This is a genomic window from Paraflavitalea speifideaquila, assembly GCF_032395985.1.
GTDB lineage: Bacteria > Bacteroidota > Bacteroidia > Chitinophagales > Chitinophagaceae > Paraflavitalea > Paraflavitalea speifideaquila.
Genome location: NZ_CP135920.1, coordinates 2161847 through 2180925 on the forward strand (window position 1 = coordinate 2161847; position 19079 = coordinate 2180925).

The 19079-nt window shown below is 45.7% G+C and carries 29 protein-coding genes and 2 pseudogenes; 2 read left to right on the forward strand and 29 right to left on the reverse strand.

The features are described from left to right. Positions 1 to 3 precede the first annotated feature (3 nt). From RS881_RS14920 to RS881_RS14980, 13 genes and pseudogenes are all read right to left on the reverse strand, one after another. Positions 4 to 720, reverse strand: coding sequence for a hypothetical protein (locus tag RS881_RS14920; RefSeq protein ID WP_315821807.1), 717 nt, complete (start codon positions 718 to 720; stop codon positions 4 to 6). Beyond that, entirely contained in the window at positions 714 to 1304 is a 591-nt protein-coding gene (locus RS881_RS14925) for a DUF4062 domain-containing protein (protein WP_315821808.1), read from the reverse strand. The genes RS881_RS14920 and RS881_RS14925 overlap by 7 nt, the downstream gene beginning before the upstream one ends. Positions 1305 to 1428: 124 nt before the next feature. Further along, complete coding sequence (locus RS881_RS14930; protein ID WP_315821809.1) at positions 1429 to 1647, reverse strand: hypothetical protein; 219 nt, start codon at positions 1645 to 1647, stop codon at positions 1429 to 1431. After that, the gene (locus tag RS881_RS14935; RefSeq protein WP_315821810.1) at positions 1644 to 2378 is read right to left on the reverse strand and encodes a hypothetical protein; all 735 of its coding nucleotides are present in this window, start codon (positions 2376 to 2378) and stop codon (positions 1644 to 1646) included. The genes RS881_RS14930 and RS881_RS14935 overlap by 4 nt, the downstream gene beginning before the upstream one ends. 31 nt (positions 2379 to 2409) lie before the next feature. Further along, a complete protein-coding gene (locus RS881_RS14940) occupies positions 2410 to 2544 on the reverse strand; it encodes a hypothetical protein (RefSeq protein WP_315821811.1) in 135 nt (44 codons plus the stop codon). Beyond that, positions 2541 to 3185, reverse strand: a complete 645-nt coding sequence (locus tag RS881_RS14945) for a trypsin-like serine peptidase (protein WP_315821812.1) — start codon at positions 3183 to 3185, stop codon at positions 2541 to 2543. The genes RS881_RS14940 and RS881_RS14945 overlap by 4 nt, the downstream gene beginning before the upstream one ends. A gap of 8 nt (positions 3186 to 3193) precedes the next feature. Then, positions 3194 to 4057, reverse strand: coding sequence for a TRAFs-binding domain-containing protein (locus RS881_RS14950; protein ID WP_315821813.1), 864 nt, complete (start codon positions 4055 to 4057; stop codon positions 3194 to 3196). 167 nt (positions 4058 to 4224) lie between these two features. Further along, positions 4225 to 4407, reverse strand: a complete 183-nt coding sequence (locus RS881_RS14955; protein WP_315821814.1) for an ABC transporter permease — start codon at positions 4405 to 4407, stop codon at positions 4225 to 4227. After that, positions 4374 to 5450 carry an ABC transporter permease gene (locus RS881_RS14960; protein ID WP_315821815.1) on the reverse strand — a complete coding sequence of 359 codons (1077 nt, stop codon included), beginning with the start codon at positions 5448 to 5450 and terminating at the stop codon, positions 4374 to 4376. Before RS881_RS14960 ends, RS881_RS14955 begins: the two co-directional genes overlap by 34 nt. A 14-nt stretch (positions 5451 to 5464) precedes the next feature. Further along, entirely contained in the window at positions 5465 to 5716 is a 252-nt protein-coding gene (locus tag RS881_RS14965; protein WP_315821816.1) for an ATP-binding cassette domain-containing protein, read from the reverse strand. Positions 5717 to 5749: 33 nt separating this feature from the next. Next, positions 5750 to 6210 (reverse strand): annotated as a pseudogene (locus RS881_RS14970) (ABC transporter ATP-binding protein); the annotation flags it as partial. 37 nt (positions 6211 to 6247) lie between these two features. Further along, a complete protein-coding gene (locus RS881_RS14975) occupies positions 6248 to 7471 on the reverse strand; it encodes an efflux RND transporter periplasmic adaptor subunit (protein WP_315821818.1) in 1224 nt (407 codons plus the stop codon). A gap of 30 nt (positions 7472 to 7501) precedes the next feature. After that, positions 7502 to 8935 carry a TolC family protein gene (locus tag RS881_RS14980; protein WP_315821819.1) on the reverse strand — a complete coding sequence of 478 codons (1434 nt, stop codon included), beginning with the start codon at positions 8933 to 8935 and terminating at the stop codon, positions 7502 to 7504. Positions 8936 to 9203: 268 nt separating this feature from the next. Here RS881_RS14980 and RS881_RS14985 point away from each other — a divergent pair, with 268 nt between their 5' ends. Together RS881_RS14985 and RS881_RS14990 are read left to right on the forward strand one after the other, a co-directional pair. After that, entirely contained in the window at positions 9204 to 9467 is a 264-nt protein-coding gene (locus RS881_RS14985; protein WP_315824483.1) for a DUF4369 domain-containing protein, read from the forward strand. Between the two features lie 265 nt (positions 9468 to 9732). Then, entirely contained in the window at positions 9733 to 10167 is a 435-nt protein-coding gene (locus RS881_RS14990) for a TlpA family protein disulfide reductase (RefSeq protein ID WP_315821820.1), read from the forward strand. On the opposite strand, the gene RS881_RS14995 is transcribed toward RS881_RS14990, so the two are convergent. From RS881_RS14995 to RS881_RS15075, 16 genes and pseudogenes are all read right to left on the reverse strand, one after another. Continuing rightward, positions 10168 to 10572 carry a TolC family protein gene (locus RS881_RS14995; RefSeq protein ID WP_315824484.1) on the reverse strand — a complete coding sequence of 135 codons (405 nt, stop codon included), beginning with the start codon at positions 10570 to 10572 and terminating at the stop codon, positions 10168 to 10170. Further along, positions 10494 to 11543, reverse strand: a complete 1050-nt coding sequence (locus RS881_RS15000; protein ID WP_315821821.1) for a TolC family protein — start codon at positions 11541 to 11543, stop codon at positions 10494 to 10496. Before RS881_RS15000 ends, RS881_RS14995 begins: the two co-directional genes overlap by 79 nt. Positions 11544 to 11633: 90 nt before the next feature. Further along, positions 11634 to 11891 (reverse strand): efflux RND transporter permease subunit, encoded by a 258-nt coding sequence (locus RS881_RS15005; protein WP_315821822.1) that lies wholly within the window; start codon positions 11889 to 11891, stop codon positions 11634 to 11636. Next, entirely contained in the window at positions 11867 to 12301 is a 435-nt protein-coding gene (locus tag RS881_RS15010; RefSeq protein WP_315824485.1) for an efflux RND transporter permease subunit, read from the reverse strand. The genes RS881_RS15005 and RS881_RS15010 overlap by 25 nt, the downstream gene beginning before the upstream one ends. Continuing rightward, a complete protein-coding gene (locus RS881_RS15015; RefSeq protein ID WP_315821823.1) occupies positions 12204 to 12665 on the reverse strand; it encodes a hypothetical protein in 462 nt (153 codons plus the stop codon). The genes RS881_RS15010 and RS881_RS15015 overlap by 98 nt, the downstream gene beginning before the upstream one ends. Before the next feature lie 121 nt (positions 12666 to 12786). After that, a pseudogene (locus tag RS881_RS59460) lies at positions 12787 to 14672 on the reverse strand (efflux RND transporter permease subunit). A 258-nt stretch (positions 14673 to 14930) separates the two neighbouring features. Beyond that, positions 14931 to 15542, reverse strand: coding sequence for an efflux RND transporter periplasmic adaptor subunit (locus RS881_RS15030; protein ID WP_315821826.1), 612 nt, complete (start codon positions 15540 to 15542; stop codon positions 14931 to 14933). Beyond that, positions 15539 to 15706: a hypothetical protein gene (locus RS881_RS15035; protein WP_315821827.1), complete on the reverse strand. Its 168-nt coding sequence runs from the start codon at positions 15704 to 15706 to the stop codon at positions 15539 to 15541. Before RS881_RS15035 ends, RS881_RS15030 begins: the two co-directional genes overlap by 4 nt. A 50-nt stretch (positions 15707 to 15756) precedes the next feature. Beyond that, positions 15757 to 16026: a hypothetical protein gene (locus tag RS881_RS15040; RefSeq protein ID WP_315821828.1), complete on the reverse strand. Its 270-nt coding sequence runs from the start codon at positions 16024 to 16026 to the stop codon at positions 15757 to 15759. A gap of 35 nt (positions 16027 to 16061) precedes the next feature. Further along, the gene (locus RS881_RS15045; protein ID WP_315821829.1) at positions 16062 to 16286 is read right to left on the reverse strand and encodes a hypothetical protein; all 225 of its coding nucleotides are present in this window, start codon (positions 16284 to 16286) and stop codon (positions 16062 to 16064) included. Further along, on the reverse strand, positions 16283 to 16456 hold the full coding sequence (locus RS881_RS15050; protein WP_315821830.1) for a hypothetical protein: 174 nt from the start codon (positions 16454 to 16456) through the stop codon (positions 16283 to 16285). Before RS881_RS15050 ends, RS881_RS15045 begins: the two co-directional genes overlap by 4 nt. Then, positions 16453 to 17187, reverse strand: a complete 735-nt coding sequence (locus RS881_RS15055; RefSeq protein WP_315824486.1) for a DUF4221 family protein — start codon at positions 17185 to 17187, stop codon at positions 16453 to 16455. Before RS881_RS15055 ends, RS881_RS15050 begins: the two co-directional genes overlap by 4 nt. Continuing rightward, positions 17154 to 17489 carry a hypothetical protein gene (locus tag RS881_RS15060; RefSeq protein ID WP_315821831.1) on the reverse strand — a complete coding sequence of 112 codons (336 nt, stop codon included), beginning with the start codon at positions 17487 to 17489 and terminating at the stop codon, positions 17154 to 17156. Before RS881_RS15060 ends, RS881_RS15055 begins: the two co-directional genes overlap by 34 nt. A 193-nt stretch (positions 17490 to 17682) precedes the next feature. Continuing rightward, positions 17683 to 17943: a hypothetical protein gene (locus RS881_RS15065; protein ID WP_315821832.1), complete on the reverse strand. Its 261-nt coding sequence runs from the start codon at positions 17941 to 17943 to the stop codon at positions 17683 to 17685. Positions 17944 to 18303: 360 nt separating this feature from the next. After that, positions 18304 to 18561: a hypothetical protein gene (locus RS881_RS15070; RefSeq protein WP_315821833.1), complete on the reverse strand. Its 258-nt coding sequence runs from the start codon at positions 18559 to 18561 to the stop codon at positions 18304 to 18306. Positions 18562 to 18765: 204 nt separating this feature from the next. Beyond that, a complete protein-coding gene (locus RS881_RS15075; RefSeq protein WP_315821834.1) occupies positions 18766 to 18996 on the reverse strand; it encodes an HTH domain-containing protein in 231 nt (76 codons plus the stop codon). Positions 18997 to 19079 lie beyond the last annotated feature (83 nt).

Here is a 19079-nt window from a genome sequence, read left to right on the forward strand (position 1 = left end):
TGGTTATTTAAAGTAATCCTGTTTGCGGGGTTTGATGATCTTTAACAGAGGGCCTTCCACTTCCCTGTAATACAGGTCGTGGTCAAGTATATCTTTAACATACTGGCTGATGAGCTGATCACGATTGTATTCGATCTTTTCAATATCATTCTCATCCAGCCAGGATTGAATATCCTTTGTCTTTATTTTACCGAATTTAGGCAGGTTATTTTCCAGATTGATTTTCTTAATACATTCATGGAAGGCGTCCTCTGTTAGTTCGGGATCGTCTACATACCTAAGGATCACAAAGAAATAGATGCGTTTAACCTTTTCCTCCTTCTCGTCATTTGGGGGCTCCTTGCTTTTCTTCAATGCATGCTCTTTATTGAACTCATTGTATTTGTTGTACAGGTGGCTTATGAAAGCCTGGAAATGCTCATTTTTCCAATAGACCTGCTCTACCTGCCAGGAAATGGAAAGGCATTCGTATTTGTTGAGATCCATATAATCAATGAGACCGCTGACCGTTACTTCATCCACTACCTTGAACTTTTTCCAGTTTAATTTTGCCTGTATAGCCGCCTTGACCTTTCTTTCTACCGAAGCAAAAGCACTCATATCGGTGGGTGCGGTAGGTTCAATTACAATATCCAGCCATTGTGATTGGTCTTTTTCGAATAGCATTTCCTTCCTTCTGATAAAATAGTGGGGCAGGTCTTTATCATGGCCGGTTAACAAAAAAACTGTATAGGGTCGAGGGTAACTACTTCATAGAAGGCCTGCTCTTGTTCGCTCCTATTGCATAGATATACAGTTTCTTCCGGAATTTCTTTATCCTGTAACCGCTCTTCTACCAGTTTGCTGGTGTAATTGTCAAGGCAATCCAGGATGATACCCGGTATTTCTTCATCTTTGGTATAGTTGTTAGGAAGGATCTGTAAGGCCTCTGCTTCCCGGCGCCATTGCTGTAAATGAGGGTCGGTAGGCGCTTCGTTTTTAAGCAATATGATCCGTTCAATGTTCTCGCCCCTTGCCTTGCGCTCATTGGCCGTGGCAAATTCCCAATGCGTATAGGACTTATCAGTAAGGTTTCCCTTTTCATCTTTCGCTATACTGCCATAGGTAGAACCAATGATGCATACATAAACCTGACATTCATTGACATCCTGTATGCATTTGGCCAGTATGTTCACATCCTCTCCCAGATAGTATTCCATAGCATTCACCTCATACAGGCTGGTTCTGCTTTGAATGGAGGCCAGGAATTGTGCCCGGGGCTCCTTAAGCGCTAAGAATGGAGAAGATAAATACACTTTCAGCATATAGGCTCATTAGGTCAGTAAGTATACGGGAGGGACGGGCGGCACGAACCGTCAAAAGGTAAAAAAATAGTAATACCACCAATACCCTCAAAGTGGTATGGGCATTGATTTTGAGCGCACTAGGTTATAAAGATTGGCCAATGGTGGCAGCAGCTGCCTTTACCTGGGTCCAGTCCTTGGCCCGCTCTTCGGCAGGTAACAGGTCGAAGGGCATAAAAATAGGGCGGGTAATGCGCTCCAGTCCACGGAAAGGCTGTCCCGTCTTCCAGGTGGCATGGGCAAAACGTTCCAATAGTCCTTTATTGGCTGGGCTAAGTTGATCGGCCAGGAGTGCGTTGATCAATTGAGAGGGCAGCTTGTTCTGGGAATGCCCCAGATAAGTAAGGCCTGCTTCCAAAGCAAATGCGCCGGCCATATTAATGGCAATCTGCTCTTCCGAATCCTTTTTTCGATGGTAAGTCCTTCTCCGGCGGATATAAGACCAGGAGAGTGGGTGGCAGGTGTCAGGCCCTGATTGGCCTGTTCCAGGCATTGCGCCATCCTAAGTGCAAAAGGGGTATCTCTTAATAAACTGTCTATTGCTTCCAATTGGATGGGGGCTGTATTAAGGCTGGATGCTTGCAAGGCCTCCAATAAGGTGGCAGCCGCCGTGCTTAACTGGCTGTTGTCAGTAGGCAAAATGGTCGTTTGCGTAAGAAATGCTTGCCCTGCTTTGCGGGTAGCCCTGGCAAAGCAATGCAATAGCAGCCTGTTATCGGCCTCCAGTTGGCCATTCACAATTTGCTGCAGCCAGTATACTGGTGTTGATCCTTGTAGTGCCATGAAGGCGCCAATGCTGCATTCAGTTGCATAAAAAACAGAGAGGTAACTGGCTATCTTTTCTTCGTGGGTGTTTTTACTGATCAGCTTTTCAGGTATGTGTGGAAAGGCGGGTGGTGTTTTATCCAGGGCCCTATAATAAGCGGCTTCCTGCCCAGCTGCCAGGGTGAGCATAAAGCCTGGATCACTCAACAAAGTATTGATGCGGGTAAGTTCTTGCTGTATTTGTTGCTGTATATACTCCTGTTCTGCCATCCAATAGCCGCTTTGCTTGCTAAAGTTAGCCTTAAATTAATTGATTACTTACCATATCTAAAATAGCTCTGATCCTGATGCCTTCATTGGCCTGGTACATGCCTTCTTTTCCATTGAGTTTGCGCATTTCACTACTGCCGGCATGATGAATGCCGATCAGTTTCAATCGTTATCAAATACGGGACTACCCGAACTGCCGCCCGTGGTGGGCGTCCGGTAATGCAATAACTGTTTTTCATAATCCAGCAATTCATTGTCTTGCAGAGAAAGTTGCAGTGTGCCGCCAGCAGGATGACCAATAATATACAGCCGCTCTTTGCCATCTGCACTGAACTTTTTTTCGGAAATGGGGAATAGTTCAATCTTCTTTTCTGCCAGTTTATTGCGCAATCGTTCATTATCCTCCTTAGCAAAGCGCAGTACCGTTACATCCAGCTCTTGAAAGGGGGATGTATAAAACAGGTCGATAAGAGGAGTGAAAGGATCTTGAATACCCAGTACTTCAAAGGTTATGAGGGCCTCTTCAGGCCGTAGTGCTTTCCGATCAGTTTTGTCATCCGTTACCACATGCGCATTGGTGAGTAGTACCAATTCACCTTTAAGACTTTTGTGCAAATGCTCTCCTTCCAGCAGAAAACCGGTACCTATGCCTTTTGACACCTCTTTGCCTATTCGAGCTACTGGTAAGCAACGGCTGGCGCCCTTCATATACCATTCATAAGTTTGACTATCATCCGTACCAAATACTTTTTCGGGCTCCGGTACAAACCGTTGTTTGTCAAAGATGCCTTTTTGAATTTCATCCACCCCGATGGTTAGTATCCCCCCTCTTTCTTGAGCAAGGCGCCACGGAGTAAGGGGATCAGCCGTTGTAGTTGGAACCTTTTTCCCAATTGCCATACCTCGGTCAATTGTCGCAAGGTACTGGCCAGTTCAAAAGCATCAGTCTTGGGGTGCTGAATGTATTTTTCGGCCCAACTGATGGCGTTGTCAATATCGTCTAACGCTATACTGGCTTCCAGCGCAGTGGCATAGTCAAAATCATTGGCAAGTTCCCGGGCATCCAGGCTTTCTACAACCTGGAGAATTTCACTGGCTGTTTGCTTAATGTCAATCCTGCTGGAAAGCGTGATCTTATCAACCTTGGCACGGACAGCCAGCGCCACCGTATTGATACCATGCCATATATTGGCCGATTTGTCCTTCTCATAAGTGTTTTGATAGAATGATACTGCCTTGTTGAGATACGCTATGCTTTGTGGAAGGGATGGATTGTCTGTAATAACATATAACTGCTTGTATATCCGGCCCATTAAACCATTCGCTTCATTGTTTTCGTGACTGGTTCCTGGATTTGATGACTGCATGGTATCTTCTATTAGATCGGTAAGAACTGCCATAGCCGCAGTTAATAGCCCTTCTTCAATCAGTACCTGCGCTAATTGCCGGCGTATCCTGAAACTGTTTAGCCCTGTCTGGATACAGGTATCGCATATCCTGTCCATCAGTTTATACTGCCGTTTACTCCTCAGTCCTTTCAGCATGTCCTCTATTTCCCTGGTCGAAATGGTATTCCGTTGCTGATACAGCGATTGAATCACTTCCTCGCAAATAGCAGTGATCTGTATTTTATCATCTTCTTCCAGGGCGGCATTGAATTGCTCAATCACAGGTGTCATAAGTAGTTGATTTTTTCCTTATCGTTGGAATATTACTATTCAGGGTAGGCTGGCTTTTGCAGGACGGAAAAAGGACAAAAGAGCGCCTGAATATAGAGAATATTCATTGTTCCGGCAAATGCACATTCCCTGTTCAATCTATAATTGGGTTATTGCGTTTGTTGTACCTATTCATAACGCAGCGCTTCAATAGGGTCCAGCCGCGATGCGTTACGGGCCGGATAATACCCAAAAAATACCCCGGTAATAGCACATACCAGGAAAGACAGGATAATAGATGATTCCGAAATGAGCGTAGGCCAGGAAAAGATCAGCGTTACCAGGTTGGCTGCCAGGATGCCCGATAGCACCCCAATAATGCCCCCGTAATGCTGATGAAAATAGCTTCTACCAGGAATTGCAGTAGAATATCAATACCCCTGGCGCCAATCGACATGCGCAAACCAATCTCCTTGGTACGCTCAGTTACAGAAACATACATGATGTTCATGATGCCAATGCCACCTACCAGCAGGGAAATGCCGGCAATGGCGGTCAATAATACCGTCAACAGTTCACTCGTAGAACTGATTGTACTGATCAGCTCGGCCTGGGTACGAACAGTGAAATCATCTTCATCGGTACTTTTTAATCTATGCTGTTTGCGTAAAATAGCCATTATGTCTGCCGTGGCCAGCGGCGAGCTTTGTTCATCAATGGCCGAAGCATAGATGGTTTGTACATAAGTAATGGCCAGCAATCTTTTTTGAACTGTGGTATAGGGCGCCAGTATGATATCGTCCTGGTCCTGGCCAAAAGCATTTTCGCCTTTCTCTTCCAATACACCAATTACTTTAAAGGGTATTTTCTTAAAGCGGATGTATTTGCCAATGGGATCTTCACCGGCACCGAAAATATTCTCTACAATAGTTTGTCCGATGAGGCATACTTTATTGGCCGTTCTTACATCTTCGTCGGTGAAATTGGTGCCGCTTTTCAATTTCCACTCCCGGATGTTGAGATAGCCCGGACCAACACCCTGCATGGTGGTAGGCCAGTTGAGGGCGGCATTGATCACCTGGCCGCTGGCATTTACAGCCGGTGAAACTTGCGTAATGTACTGCCCCTGTGCCTCAATGGCTTTGGCATCATCTACCGTTAAAGTTTGTAGCGAGGAAGCGCCCAGCCTGGCGCCACCGCCAACGGTGGTATTGCTGCTGGGACGCAGGGTGATCATGTTTGAGCCCATGGTGGTCAACTGATCGCGGATACTTTTCTTAGAGCCCTGGCCAATAGCCACCATCGTAATTACAGACGCTACCCCAATGATAATACCCAGCATGGTAAGGAATGCCCGCATCTTATTGCGCAACAGCGCCTTCAAGGCGATCCTGAAAATATTGATGATGTTCATGAAGTAATACTTTATTAATCATCCTGTGCCGGCAATGCCGCCAGTGCATCTTTGGCCGATAATACCTTTTCATTTTTTACATCCTTAATTACCCGCCCGTCTTTGAGTGTAATCGTACGCGAACTGAAGGCGGCAATATCCGGTTCATGCGTCACAAATAAAATCGTTTTTCCTTGTTGCTGGTTCAGTTCCTGCATCAGCGCCATGATCTCATAGGAGGTGCGCGTATCCAGGTTACCCGTTGCCTCATCGGCCAATATCATCACCGGCTGGTTTACCAGGGCTCTTGCAATGGCTACCCTTTGTTGCTGACCGCCCGATAATTGATTGGGAGGTGCCCCAGCCGGTCGGCCAGCTTTACCGCCTCCAGCGATTGCAGCGCCCGCTGGTGCCTTTCCCGCGCGCCTATATCCTTATTGTACAATAAGGGCAGTTCTACATTTTCCAATGCTGAGGTACGCGCCAGTAAATTATACGATTGAAATACGAAACCAATCTTCCGGTTGCGCACCCGGGCCAGTTCATTGCGGGTCATTACACTGATGTTCACATTGTCTAATAAGAAATCGCCTTCCGATGGCTTGTCCAGGCAGCCCAAAATATTCAATAAGGTGGTTTTGCCCGATCCACTTTTGCCCATAATGGTCACAAACTCGCCCACCTCTACCTGGAACGACACCCCTTTTAGTGCCCGTACCGTTTCACTCCCCATTTTGAATTCACGCTTCAGGTTATTAATATCAAGGATCCTATTGGTCATAACATACCGTATAATAAGTTTACAATTGATGGTCCATTTAGCGGGGTGGCCGCGCGCCACCACCACCGCCTTGCCGCCTGGCTGGCATAAAGGGACTGGTAGTTTTAGCCGCCTGCTTGCCTTTTACCTGTTCGTAACCCGTTACCACTACATCTGATGTACTGAGTCCGGATAGGATCTCCCGTTCCGTTTCATTGTTCATGCCAGTCATTACGTGCCGTAGTTGCAGGCTGCTGTCTTTCTTTAACCATACATAACTGGGTTTACCAGTTGTTTTTTGTCCAGTGTCCTTAACGTTAGCAGGTGGCCCCGCTCCTCTTTCAATTTTATAGATCTTTCTAAGTACTGTATCCGGATCAAAGCTGAAGGCGCTGGCCGATACCAGTAAAGCGTTATCGACCTCCTTGGTATAGATAAAGATGCTGGCCGTCATACCCGGCTTTAAGCGTTTGTCATTATTCGGTGCATCAATAAGCGTGGTATAAGAAACCACATTGGCGGTGGTGGAAGGCTGCAACCTGATCTCCTTTACCCGGCCGGCGAAAGTATCTTCCGGAAATGCATCTACCGTGAAAATAACACGCTGGTCTTTGGATACATTCCCGATATCTGCTTCATCTACCGAAGCCTGTACCTGCATATTGGTGAGGTCTTTGGCAATGCTGAACAGCGTAGGCGTATTGAAGCTGGAAGCCACCGTTTGCCCCTCGCTGATACTGCGCGAGAGAACCGTGCCATCAATGGGCGAATAAATATCAGTGAACCCCAGGTTGCGTTTGGCCGATGATAGTTGCGCGGCCACACTGTTCATATTGTCTTTGGCGGAATTATACTGGTATAGCGCTGTTTCCAGCTCCGCCTTGGCAATGGCCCCCACATGGTATAGGTTCGACTGCCTGGTGTAATTACTTTGCTGGTATACCAGGTTGGATTTTGTTTGCTGCAGGTTGGCACTGAACTGGTCTACCTGTGCCTGCAGCAGCGATTTATCCAACTGTGCCAATAACTGCCCTTTCTTCACTACACTATTAAAATCGACCAATACTTTAATGATAGTGCCCGACACCTGCGAGCCAACAGCCACCGTATCTACCGGTTGTAAAGTGCCGGTAGCCGTAATGGTATTGGCAATCGTGCCATGATGTGGTTTTTCTATGTTGAGCACGATGGTGGTCTTCTCTTCCCTGAATTTCCAATACCAGATACCTGCGCCTATCGCTGCGATCACCAATATCCAGATAAGCCATTTGAATTTTTTCATTGTAGTTCCTTTTTATGTCCGTTTAGCCGGTTAGTTAGAAGGTGATGGGTACACCCGCATAGAACTCATATATTTTTCCGTATAGGATGCAGCTGTATTTAGCTTGTATATAAGCCTGCGTAGCCTGTACATACGTGTTTTTTGTTGCAACAGTTCTACCAGGTTGACAGAGCCATACTTTAACTGTTCGTTGGTGATGGTATAGGTCTCTTCACTGGCTTTGCGTTGTACCTCCGCAGCTTTGTATTGGGCAAGGGCATTTTGCCAGCTGATGTACACCTGCTCTACCTGCTGATTGAGTGTGTTTTTGGTATCCAGCAGCCCAAGCCTGGCCTGTTCAATAAGGATATTGTTTTTGGCAATATTGGTTTTAGTGATACGCTTATTATAGATGGGAATACTCATATTCACACCTACCTGTTGATAGAAATTGGTATTAAGTTGTTTGAAATAAGCGTCGGCCTTATTGTCTGAATAACCGGTTGACAATGATCCTCCCAGGCTAATGGTAGGACGCGTGCCGGCTTTTACCCTGGCCAGGTTGGCTTCGGCCAACTGGATGCCTACCTGCTTGTTCTCTACTTCGGGCCTTGTTTGCTGCGCTGTTTCCAGCGTTTGGATCAAGGCCCGTCCTTCCGTATCCACTACCACCGAATCGGGTACCGATATTTCAAATTGATAGGTAGCCGGCAGCAGCAGCAGTTGTTTAAGCACCAGGTTATTTTGCCGCAAAGTATTTTGAGCATTCACCAGGTTGTATTCATCAGAGGCTACCTGCGATTCAAACTGCAGGAGATCCTTGCGTGATAGGCTACCTGCATCAAACAATTGCTGGCCTTGTTTCAATTGCGCGCGCGAAGTAGCCAGTATCTCTTGCAGGTAAACAATGTTTTCGCGGGCCAGCAGGATGTTCAGGAAAGCCTGCGTAATGCTAAGCGTGATGTCATTTTCCGTTTCGGCTATACTTAGGTTGGCGACTTTCAATGAAAGCTCCTTGGCTTTGATATCATTCTTCAGGCTGCCGCCATTGTATAGAATGAGGGAGGAGCTAAGGGAATAATTACTGCTGAAGTTGGCCTGCGTTTGAAAGCCGCCTACTACCGGGTCGGTATTCGTGCTATTGACCAATGATTGAGAAACACTGCCGGATAAGCTGGGAAGCCGGGCCGCCCTGGATTGCAGCAGGTCTTCCGATGCCGAACGGCTGCTAAGCTTCTGAGTATTGACCGTTATGCTGTTTTGCCGGGCATAAGCGATGCTGTTTTCCAATGTCCAGGTAGGCGGAACACGTTGTAGCAGTGTGTCCTGTGCATGCGTAGATATAACAAACCCTGCTGTGAGCATCATAATGATCATTCCTTTTTCATATCCCGAAATATTTGAGTAGGCAGGGCAAGGGAATAGCAAAGCGGTTAAGGAAGGGGATATGACACAACCGGTAAAGGCGGAAACGAGTTTTCCCATCTTCCGGCAGACCTGGTTATATGATATATTCATTGAATATACGAAAACATTTCTAACCAAATTGTTATGGATTGGTGATTGTTGCCTTTGGACTTTGAAAGATGTAACAAATTGTAGAACCCTACGACCTATTGGCTGCACTGCACTTATTGCTTATATTTAGGCAACTCAAAGAAAATAGCATGAGGTGCTTGTTAATGCTTCCTTATTTGTTGGTGAACCTGGTTGCAATAGCTCAAACCAGGTCCAATTTTTATCTCCGGGGGTGATGGATGCTGATTATACCGGTAAGGTATTCCTGAACTATGTTGCTAATGATAGCAGCGAGGTATTAGATAGTCTGGAGGTTAAAAATGGCGGGTTTAGGTTCAATGGCCTTATTGATGGCCCCAGGGAGGCCATGCTGCATTTGGGAGCAGGCTCTGCCATCGCGTGGGTTTACCTCGACACGGGTACTATAAACCTCAGGGCAAAAAGTTTGCTACCATTCAAAATGGAAAGCCCGTCACTGGACTGGAAGTGGTATCAATAACAGGTTCCTTCAGCGATAGCCTGAAAAGAAGTTTTAGTAAAATATGGCAGGAAATAATGGCAACCAACCATACCGACTTGAACAAGGGCCGACAGCTTTTTATTGCAATGCGTGGTTTTGTAAAGCAATACCCTGATCACGATCTCTCTTCTTCTTTTTTGAGCGAGGCAGCTATGCTTGGTCAGCTAAACTACGAGCAATCCAAGGCGATATTTGAATTGCTTGGGAAATCCCAGCAAGCAAAAGCGGGTAAGAATGGATTGAGATGGCCTTTACCAACCTCAATAGAACAAGTACCGGTACGTCCTATGCCTTTATTCCACAGCCCGACACCCTGGGCAATATGATCAGCGGAAGGGAATTGAAGTATGATTTCCTTTTGGTAGATTTTTGGGCCAGTTGGTGCAAGCCTTGCCGGGAATCACATCCTAAGCTAAAACTGTTGTACGATAAGTATAAAGGAGGCAAGCTGGAGATCATGAGTGTTTCACTGGATGATAACAGATCGGAATGGATCCAGGCCATCAGAAAGGATAAACTGACCTGGGTTCAGGTGTCCGATCTAAAGGGCTCTACTCTGAATGAGCTGGCGAAATACTATAATATTGCCTTTATTCCCTTTAATATCCTCATCAATAAAGAAGGGAAGATATTGGCTACCAATATCAAAAGCACCGCCTTACCAGGCTTTTTGAAATAGTCAATTCCCTGCCTGGAACAAAGGTGCCTGGCGCTCAAAATCGTACAAGGTAAGGCGCCTGAGCAGGTAAAAGGAAGTCCAGTACGTTTTCAGCACATTAATATAGGCACGTCGCGCATTGTCTTTCTCCGATTGTGCAACACTTAGGTCCGTAAGGGATAGTTTACCCGTTTGATATAGATTGTTGGCAATCGTATACCGGCGTTTGGCTACCGCATCCGCTTTTTGTGATAAGGTCATGCTGGAATTCAATAATTCCATATTTCTCACCAGCGTAGCGATCTCCTGGTAGATCGTAACCTCATCAAACTGGTTGGTGGTTTCCGTCAACTTTTCCAAAGACCTGGCCGTATGGTACCTGGCGTTTCGCCTGCCCCAGTCAAGGAGGGGAATATTGAATCCAATACTGAACCTTTGCTGGTCATTGGGATGAGTATATACTCCCCCAGCCGCTCATTTACATTGTTGAGCCCATAGGATGCTACCAGGAGCACCTGTTGTTTTTCGGCCTTGGCCAGGGCTACATCCCGTTGGGCTTCCTGTTTCTTCCTTTCAAATTCAACAAATTCAGCCCGGTTCTTTTGGGTATACGCCAATGCTGCTGTAAGGTTAACCGACAGGTGCGGTATCGTGCCGGGTTCGGTCAGGTTCAGTTCGGCTGTATCCTGGATGCCAATATAGGTTTTGAGGTTTAACTGCGCAATATGGTATTCGTAACTGGCTTTTTCATAATCCTGCCTGCTACGCAGGGTTTGCAATTCAAGTTGAAGTACTTTGTCTTCAGTTGTTGTGCCCAGGAAACTCCTTTTCTTTTCGATCTCATAATTTTCTGCTGCTATCTGGGCATTGCCCAATGCGATCTGCCGGTTGCTCTGCGCTTCAAAAATGTCAAAGTAAAGCTTTACCACTTGCTGGGCTATGCTTTCCAATTCCTGTATATATGCCTTTTGCGACTCTTCAAACTTAAGCGGCTCAATCTTTCTTTTCCATTTCAGGTCATTCACGGCAAATAGCGGTTGAGACAGCCGGATGTAAAAAGGTGTACCACTGTATTGCCTGTTCTTTGACTTCAGGTCATCGAAGCGGGACAGGTCGCTGTTCAGCGATATTTCCCCTCCACTAAAAGGCAGCTGCTGACTGATACTTATACCCACATTGCTATTGGTTTGACTAATAGGCTGATAAATGATCGTTCCATCAGGCTGGCGCACCCCATAATACGCTTTACTGTATACAGGCGCATTGCCATAAAAAGAAACCTGTGGCTTAAAATCACTTTTATACATCTGGAACCGGTAATAGCTGATCTCCCGCCGGTTATCGGCCAGCCGGAAAACAGGCGATTGTGACTGGGCAGTAACAATAAGGTCTTGCAAAGACCGCGATGGCTTTTCCTGTGGTAATGCCGAAAAAAGAGGCAGGTTGTAAAGCCTGTTAATATTGATCTTCTCATAGCTGCCGTGGTATTATTTTATACGGTTTCTCCATTTGGCCAGGTACCAGTAAGCCAATGGAATAAACCAGGTAGTGAAGAATGTGCCAAGAGAAAGCCCTCCTATGATCACAATGGCCATGGGTTTTTGCAGGTCATTGCCAATACCCCCTACAAACAATACAGGCACCAGGGCTATGCTGGTTGTCAGCGAGACCATGAGGAGGGGCTTGAGGCAAATCGAGCCTGCTTCATGGATCATTTGATTTAACAACTTCTCATCATGCGCCATTCCCGCTTCGAGGTATTTTTCTCCAGACGATTCAATGTCTCTATTTTCAAAATGGGGTCATCAACAATTAATCCGAGTACCACAATGAAACCAATAGCTGCCATCACATTGAGCGTGCCACCCGTAAGCCACAACAGCAACATGCCTCCTGTTATGCCCAGGGGGATGGTAAGCATGACCACCAATGGCTGCAACAGGTCTTCGTATTGAATAGCCAGGATAAAGTAAAGCAAGAGCAAAACCAACAGAAAGATGAACCACAATTGTTTAAGTTGTTCCTTGTTTTCAAAATACCGGCCTGTAAACTCAACATTAAAACCATAATGGACGGCAAGCCGGGTTAGCTGTTGTTGAATAAGGGAATATCCCTGATACTTTCCTCGTAATAAATGGACTTGTATTCGCCTGATTTATCGGCCGTGATAAACTTTTGTTGCCGGTCGTTGCTGTATGACAGGAAATAATGAAGCGGGTAGCCGGCCCCCGGCGGCTGGTAACCGTGGCAGCAAGCCGGGCTGTTAAAGTTGTTCTATCCGTTTTAAGACGAATGGCCTTTGTTTCGCCCAGCTGTTTGAGCTCAGAAATGGTATAAATGCCAAATTGCTGTTTTAAAACATCTTCTACAGCGGCTTTGTCCACCCCATAAATAGCCATTTTATTAAAATCAAGCGTAAGCGCTATACTGGGTTCCTCAATAAAACCGCTGCCCAGTAAATAATTGCCGGGTGTAGTACGCTTAAGTATTTCCGGCATATCGGCAAAAGGATCTGCCAAACTGTTTTTATTGGCTGGTTTAAAACGAGCCTCAGATAAGGTATCGGCGATTGGAATAATTGGGTAAAGGCATTGGGGGCATCCATTATCTGCACCATGGCCGCAGGGTGGTTTTGGTCTATCAATGGCGCACCAGCCTATCCGTGGCTAGTTTGGATGCTTCATTGCCGCAACTAAAATATACCTCCGCTTTTTGTATGGAAGTATTGTCTTGTTGCAGTAAGAACTGTTTAAGACCTACCTCTGCTTCCGTTGCCAGGCAGCCGGGTTGAATAACCGATTGTAAACGTTTTACCCGTTCCAGGTTTTCACGCGCATCAATCGCATCATTCCAATCTATCAACAACAGGCTTTCTTTCTTTTCCAATGCCGGTAAAGCGGCCACCGGCATTTGACTGGCCAGCCAGATGCCTACTGGCATGATCAGCAGCGTCACCAGGAAGTATATCCATTTATGGTGCAGGATATGGTGTATCATTCGGTGATATCCTTTGGCAACCCATTCGTATACCAGCGTATCCTTTTTTAGTTTACCTGGGTCGGTCTTCAGGAACAGCTTGTACAATAAAGGCGATAAGATGAATGCCACCAGTAAGGATACCCCCAGGGAGATCGTAAGACCAATACCCTGATCAAGTACCAGGGCCCCGGCTATACCACTTAATAGTACCAGCGGTGCATATACTGCTACCGTAGTAAGCACCTGGCTGATAACGGGCGTAATGACCTCATTGGTACCCTGTATACTGCTTTCTTCCATTTCAAGACCTCCTTGTCGCTTGCGGGTAATATTGTCAATAACAACGATCGAATTATCGATGAGCATACCAATGCCCAGGGCCAGGCCCGATAAAGAGATTATATTGAATGAAATATTAAACAGATAAAAGAAAAGGAAGGTGATGAGTAACGAAAGTGGGATACTAATGCTCATCAACAGGGGAGAGGCGATATTGCCCAGGAACAGGAACAACAGGAGTATGGTCAACAGGCCGCCATAAAGAGGTCTTGCTTTAAATTATCGATCCCCGCATCCAGGAGAAATGTTTGATCCTGCGTAATGGAAAACTCAACCTGGTTATAATCTGTCCTGAATAAGTTGATCAGCCTTTCAATTTGTGGCACCAGCTCATTCATACGGCTGCCGGGCCTTTTTTGTACCGTAAGCACCAGTGCTTCTTTGCCATTGAACAAATGATAGCCCCTTTGCGTCTCAGGTTCCTGCACCACCTTGGCCACCCGCTTCAGCGGAATGGCAGTACCATCCTTTAGGGTAATAGGCAGGTTGCTGATAGCTGTTTCATTTTCGGGCAGGTTCACCAGTTTTACCAGGTAGCGGTATTGGCCATCCTTTATGCTTAAGCTGCCCAGGTTGTGATTGGTCAATTGGATAGGTTGCAGGAGGTCCTTTTCAGTGAGCCCCAAAGCCTCCAGGGCTTCCTGATCCGGAATGATGGCCAACATAACCTGCTGCAGGCCATTAATGTCTACCAGGGATACACCTTCCAGTTGTTCTAATCTTTTCTTTAAGGTTTTCTGAACCAGGGAAGATACTTCGGTGAAGCTGGTATTTTCTTTGGGTACTACCTGTATGCGTACCACCGGAATGTCGGATGTGTTAACGCGCATTACCTGGGGGCGGGGCATATCCCGCGGCATGGCTGCCATGAGTTGGTCCAGTTGCTCATTGACATTTACAAACACCAGGTTCATCTTTGCCTTGTAATCAAAATGGAGGTGTAGCAAGGCAGTATGAATGGCCGATTGAGTTTCAATATGTTTCAGTTTGTCCATAGTCAACAACCCTTCACGGATGGGACGAACGATGTTCTGCTCAAATACCATGGCCGATGCGTTGGGGTAGTTGACCCGGATCACCATTTGGGGTACATCTATATTGGGCAATAGAGATACGGGCACTTTCCCGGCAACCAGGATGCCGGCCATTAATAAAACAAGAAACGACATGAATACCGCAATCGGCCTTCGTATCAGATATTTAACCATAGTGCCTGGGCTTCTTTATGCAAATGAAGGATCCCTTCTTTAGTGGGGTGTTTGGGTCGGTCTTTCGCTGACAGGGGCTTCATGCGATAGTTGGAGGTTGTTGCTGGTGATCACTTTTTTCCTGCTTCCAGTCCTGTTAGTATCTCTGTTTCTTTCCCGTTATCCCTGCCGGTAGTAACATAATGCCAGATGGCTTTCCCATCCTCAGAGTAAATACCACCGCTTTCCCACTTCTCATAACAATCGCTTCCCGGGGTACTACGATCGCTTTTGGGTAGGTATCTTAATAAGGGCCATACAATTCATACCAGGAAAAAGCGATGGAGCCAAAGCTGAATTATTCAAAGTAATGATCTTAAGACTGATGCTTACCATACCATTTTCATCCACATAAGGATTGATGGCATTGATCACAGCAGCATATTTCTTTCCGGGGTTGGCAATAGACGACACTTGCGAGCTATGGCCTGGTTTGAGCAGCCAGGCATCCGCTTCCAATACTTTCAGCTCCAGCAGCAGGTGAGAGGGATCATAAAGCAGGAATAATTGACTGCCGGGTGTTACATATTCGTTTTGCTGTACTTTCACGTTGGCCAGTATACCATTGGCCGGAGCCTTGATCGTTGCATGCTGCAGCTCATAGTTGGCTTCTTCTATTTCGTGATTCGCGCCTGCAAGGCCTGTACTGATCTTTAGCTTTTGCTGAATGGCGGCAGTCTGCTCCACATTTTTATCCTTTAGCAGTTGCTCATAACCCAATAATTGACTCTCATATTCTTTGGTGGCATTGAATTGAGACAGCATCGCTTTCTGTAACCTGAACTGTATAGGCTCCGTTTCAAACTGCAGCAGCGTTTCTCCCGCTGTCACCCTTTACCTATCGCAGCATAACAGGCTTTAATTCGCCCGCCGGTTTCACTGATGAACTGGTGTTCATACTGCGACTTTATTTTACCATTGGAGCTGATAAGGTAGTCAAACGTCTTTAATACAGCATAGCTGGTGGTAACAGTAGCGGCTTGACCGGCTTGCAACGGCAGGCTCACTTTTTCCCCGGGTATACTGGATGAGCCACATGACAGGCCTAGCAGGTAAAGAAATAACAATAACCCGGTTTGTCTGACATATAGGGAATGATTGCCCATAAAGTAGGGTATTTCAATTGATACTTGCCTTGCTGATGACATTGATCTTTTTTTTTCGGGGTGTAAGTTTCCACCAGCGTTACCGCACCATCCTGAATATACAATAACTGCGGATAGGTGGAGGCCACCTCCAGGTGCATGAATAGGTTATTGTCATCAAAATATACATTGTCCCGGTTAAAGAACTTGTTGTCGATCCTTAACTTCAATAATTTTTTGTCTCTTACCCCGGTAAAAATTACAGCTACCTGGGCAAGCGAATCAATATGTTCCGTAAGGTAATGAGTGGCATTGCTGATGCACCCCCGCACCCCTCCTGGGGGATCAGGATCACAGCCGAATATTTATGCGTCAGTTTATTGCCTCCCAGCAGTAAAAGCCTGGATTGATAGGGATAATACTTGCTTTTGGTAGCGCAGGCTGCCAGGAGTAAGAAGAAGGCTACGCCACCGTATAATATTGTTTTCACTTTTTGGACAGTTTAAATTCATCAAATTGTATGGAGTCTTCATGCAGTTTATACAGGTCCTTCCTGGCAAAATTCAAACCCTGCCTGGAAACGAAGATCATAGAGGGATCGTACAGTTTACTATCCAGGAACAGCTCTCCCATTTTAGACAACTTATTATCAAGGATCAATACCGATAAGCTGGGTACCGTATTGTTTTCCGCACCTCAGTTACCGAAGGCCGGAGGTAGACAACCCGGTAATAAACCTTACGGAACTGATCGTATATGATCCTGTTGTAATCAGGTGTACTCAGGCTGTATTCCTTTTGCCGGACATCCTTTACGTTTTGGTCCTTTTTAACCCCATATTCAACATCCTGCGTCATGGGAGGAATGCCTTCAAAGAATTTTGATCCCACAAACGTCTTCCCCTGGATCGCGCCGGCAGTGCTACTGATATAAAGGAAGGGATCGACCGGGTAATTCAGCACCAGTTTATCCTCCTCGGGGTTATAACATAAGGAGACCACATATTTGAACGACTCACCCCAAAAAGCTTTGTCATATACTTCGGGCAATTTGAACAAATAGCTGATCTCATTGGTGAGCAGGTTTAATTTTAATACCGAATGATAGCTTGAATAAGACCTTTGATAAGCATTGAGGTTGCAGGGAAAATAAATATCGTTGTTGATCTTAACCATGGGCGAGCCCGTATTGGGCTCAGGACAACCATTGTATTTGTCGTGTATATAATCAATCAGCAGTATCTTGTTTTTAACCTTGCCATATTGATCTACCAGGTACAACCGCCCCTCCATGATATTGTATACATAAATGCTGTCTAAATTGACCACCAAATGGGCCGATGGGAATTCGAGCTTGCCTACGCCATCCGGTCCTTCACGTTGTAGCAGTATCTTTTTATTTCCTTTTTGGAGACAAAGTCAAAGATCGAGATACTGTTGTTAATGGCATTGAGAAAGGAATAACAGGATTGACTGTCGCTGGTGGAAAAATAACTTACCGAATTATTGATAAAGGTGGATTCTTTATCCAGGTAAAAACTGGCAGTATTGACAGGTTGAAGCGTATAGCTTTCTTCAAATTCTTTTGCATTCTTTGGCTCATAATAAGAGGTGAGGGGATCAGCGCCTTCACAGCCATTGAAAATGAAAGCAACACAGCACAATGCAAAGAAAGTAGTGAAATGTTTAAACATCTTGCGGTAAGGTTTAGTGTTGGTAGCGAATGGGCTCCTGCTCAATATGAAGAAAGGCGGGACTGGTAATACAAACAAACAAGCACAAATAAGCTGTTGTATAGACTGCCTTTGCCCTTGTTTGTTTAGTATAGACATTTCGATGGCCTTTAAACAGGTTTAGTGAAATGCCGGATTGACTTTTGTCAAGCTATTAAGGTTGAGTCGGAGCTGGGGCCGGAGTAACCGTAGCATCGCCTGAGCAGGCAGTTCCGGTTCCTGAAGTGAAACACATATCTCCATTGCCGCTGGATAAGGCCCTGCATTTTCCAGTGTTTTTACTTGCATCAGAGCTCACCGTACAAACGTATTTGGCAGGTGCTTCTACCTCAATAACACCCACTGTTTCATCCTGGAATGAACTGAGACCTCCAATGGCTGTCAGGGCAAAGGCAGGCAACATGGCAAATCTCATAAATTTCTTAATCATTGTTTTGCATTTAATGTTGATGAAATTGATTTGGTACTCCTCATAAGCGCTTATGAGGATGGGAGTTCAAAACTAAAACCCTTCCCGGTAACTGCGTTGCCGCGAATTTTTTTCAGCGATATCAGTAAGATACCGTTAGGTATGATCACTTTTTCGTGTAGGAACGAGGGTAAGTGGGTAGATTGAAGGCCGATTGCGAGGGGAGAAAACGCCGAAAGCGGTTAAAACAAACAAGGACAAACGAGCTGCTGTACATACTGCTCTTGCCCTTATTTGTTCTGATACTGGTACTCCATGAACCTGAAAAGAGGCTAGGGAAATACCAGGTTGACTTTTGTCAATGGACTAAGGGTTGGTTGGTGCAGGTGTAGCAGTCTGCGCATCGCCTGAGCAGGCAGTACCGCTGCCAAATGTGAAGCACATATCTCCATTGCCGCTGGACAAAGCCCTGCATTTGCCCGTGTTCTTGGTTGAATCGGAGCTTACGATACAAACATATTTGGCAGGTGCTGGTTCTGCAATAACGCCAACTGCTTCATCCTGGAAGGAGCTCAGTCCTACTACGGCTGACATGGCGAGGGCAGGCAATACTGCAAATCTCATAATTTTCTTAATCATTGTTTTGCGTTTTAAGTTGATGAAATTGGTTAAACACTCCCCATAAGCGCTTACGGGGAAATGTATATCCAAAACTAGAATGATTCACGGAAAGTGATTTGCCGCGAACTTTTTACAGCTATAATATACATATACCGTTAGGTATGATTACTTTCCGTGTAGGAATGTAAGCGAGTTACACCTGGATGGTTACGCCATCACAGGCAATTGATGCGCAAGTGATTCAAAAGTAAACCTGAAGTGGCCATCTTCTATATAATAATAGCTTTGACGTTTTCTGTCGTAATGAATAGGAGCGCCAAGTTCTTTAAGCGTGGTAATATAGTTGCGAACAGTGCGTTCAGAAAGGCCTAGCTTCTCGGCTAATTGTTTAGGCGTTCCGGTTCTCTTGGCAGCAATGAGGGCGTCAAGCCGTTTCAAACGGGATATAATTTGCCTGGCCATTAGGGTGATAAGGTTGAATGTTTAAATAGTTAACTAATTTAATGAAATTATCATGTCAA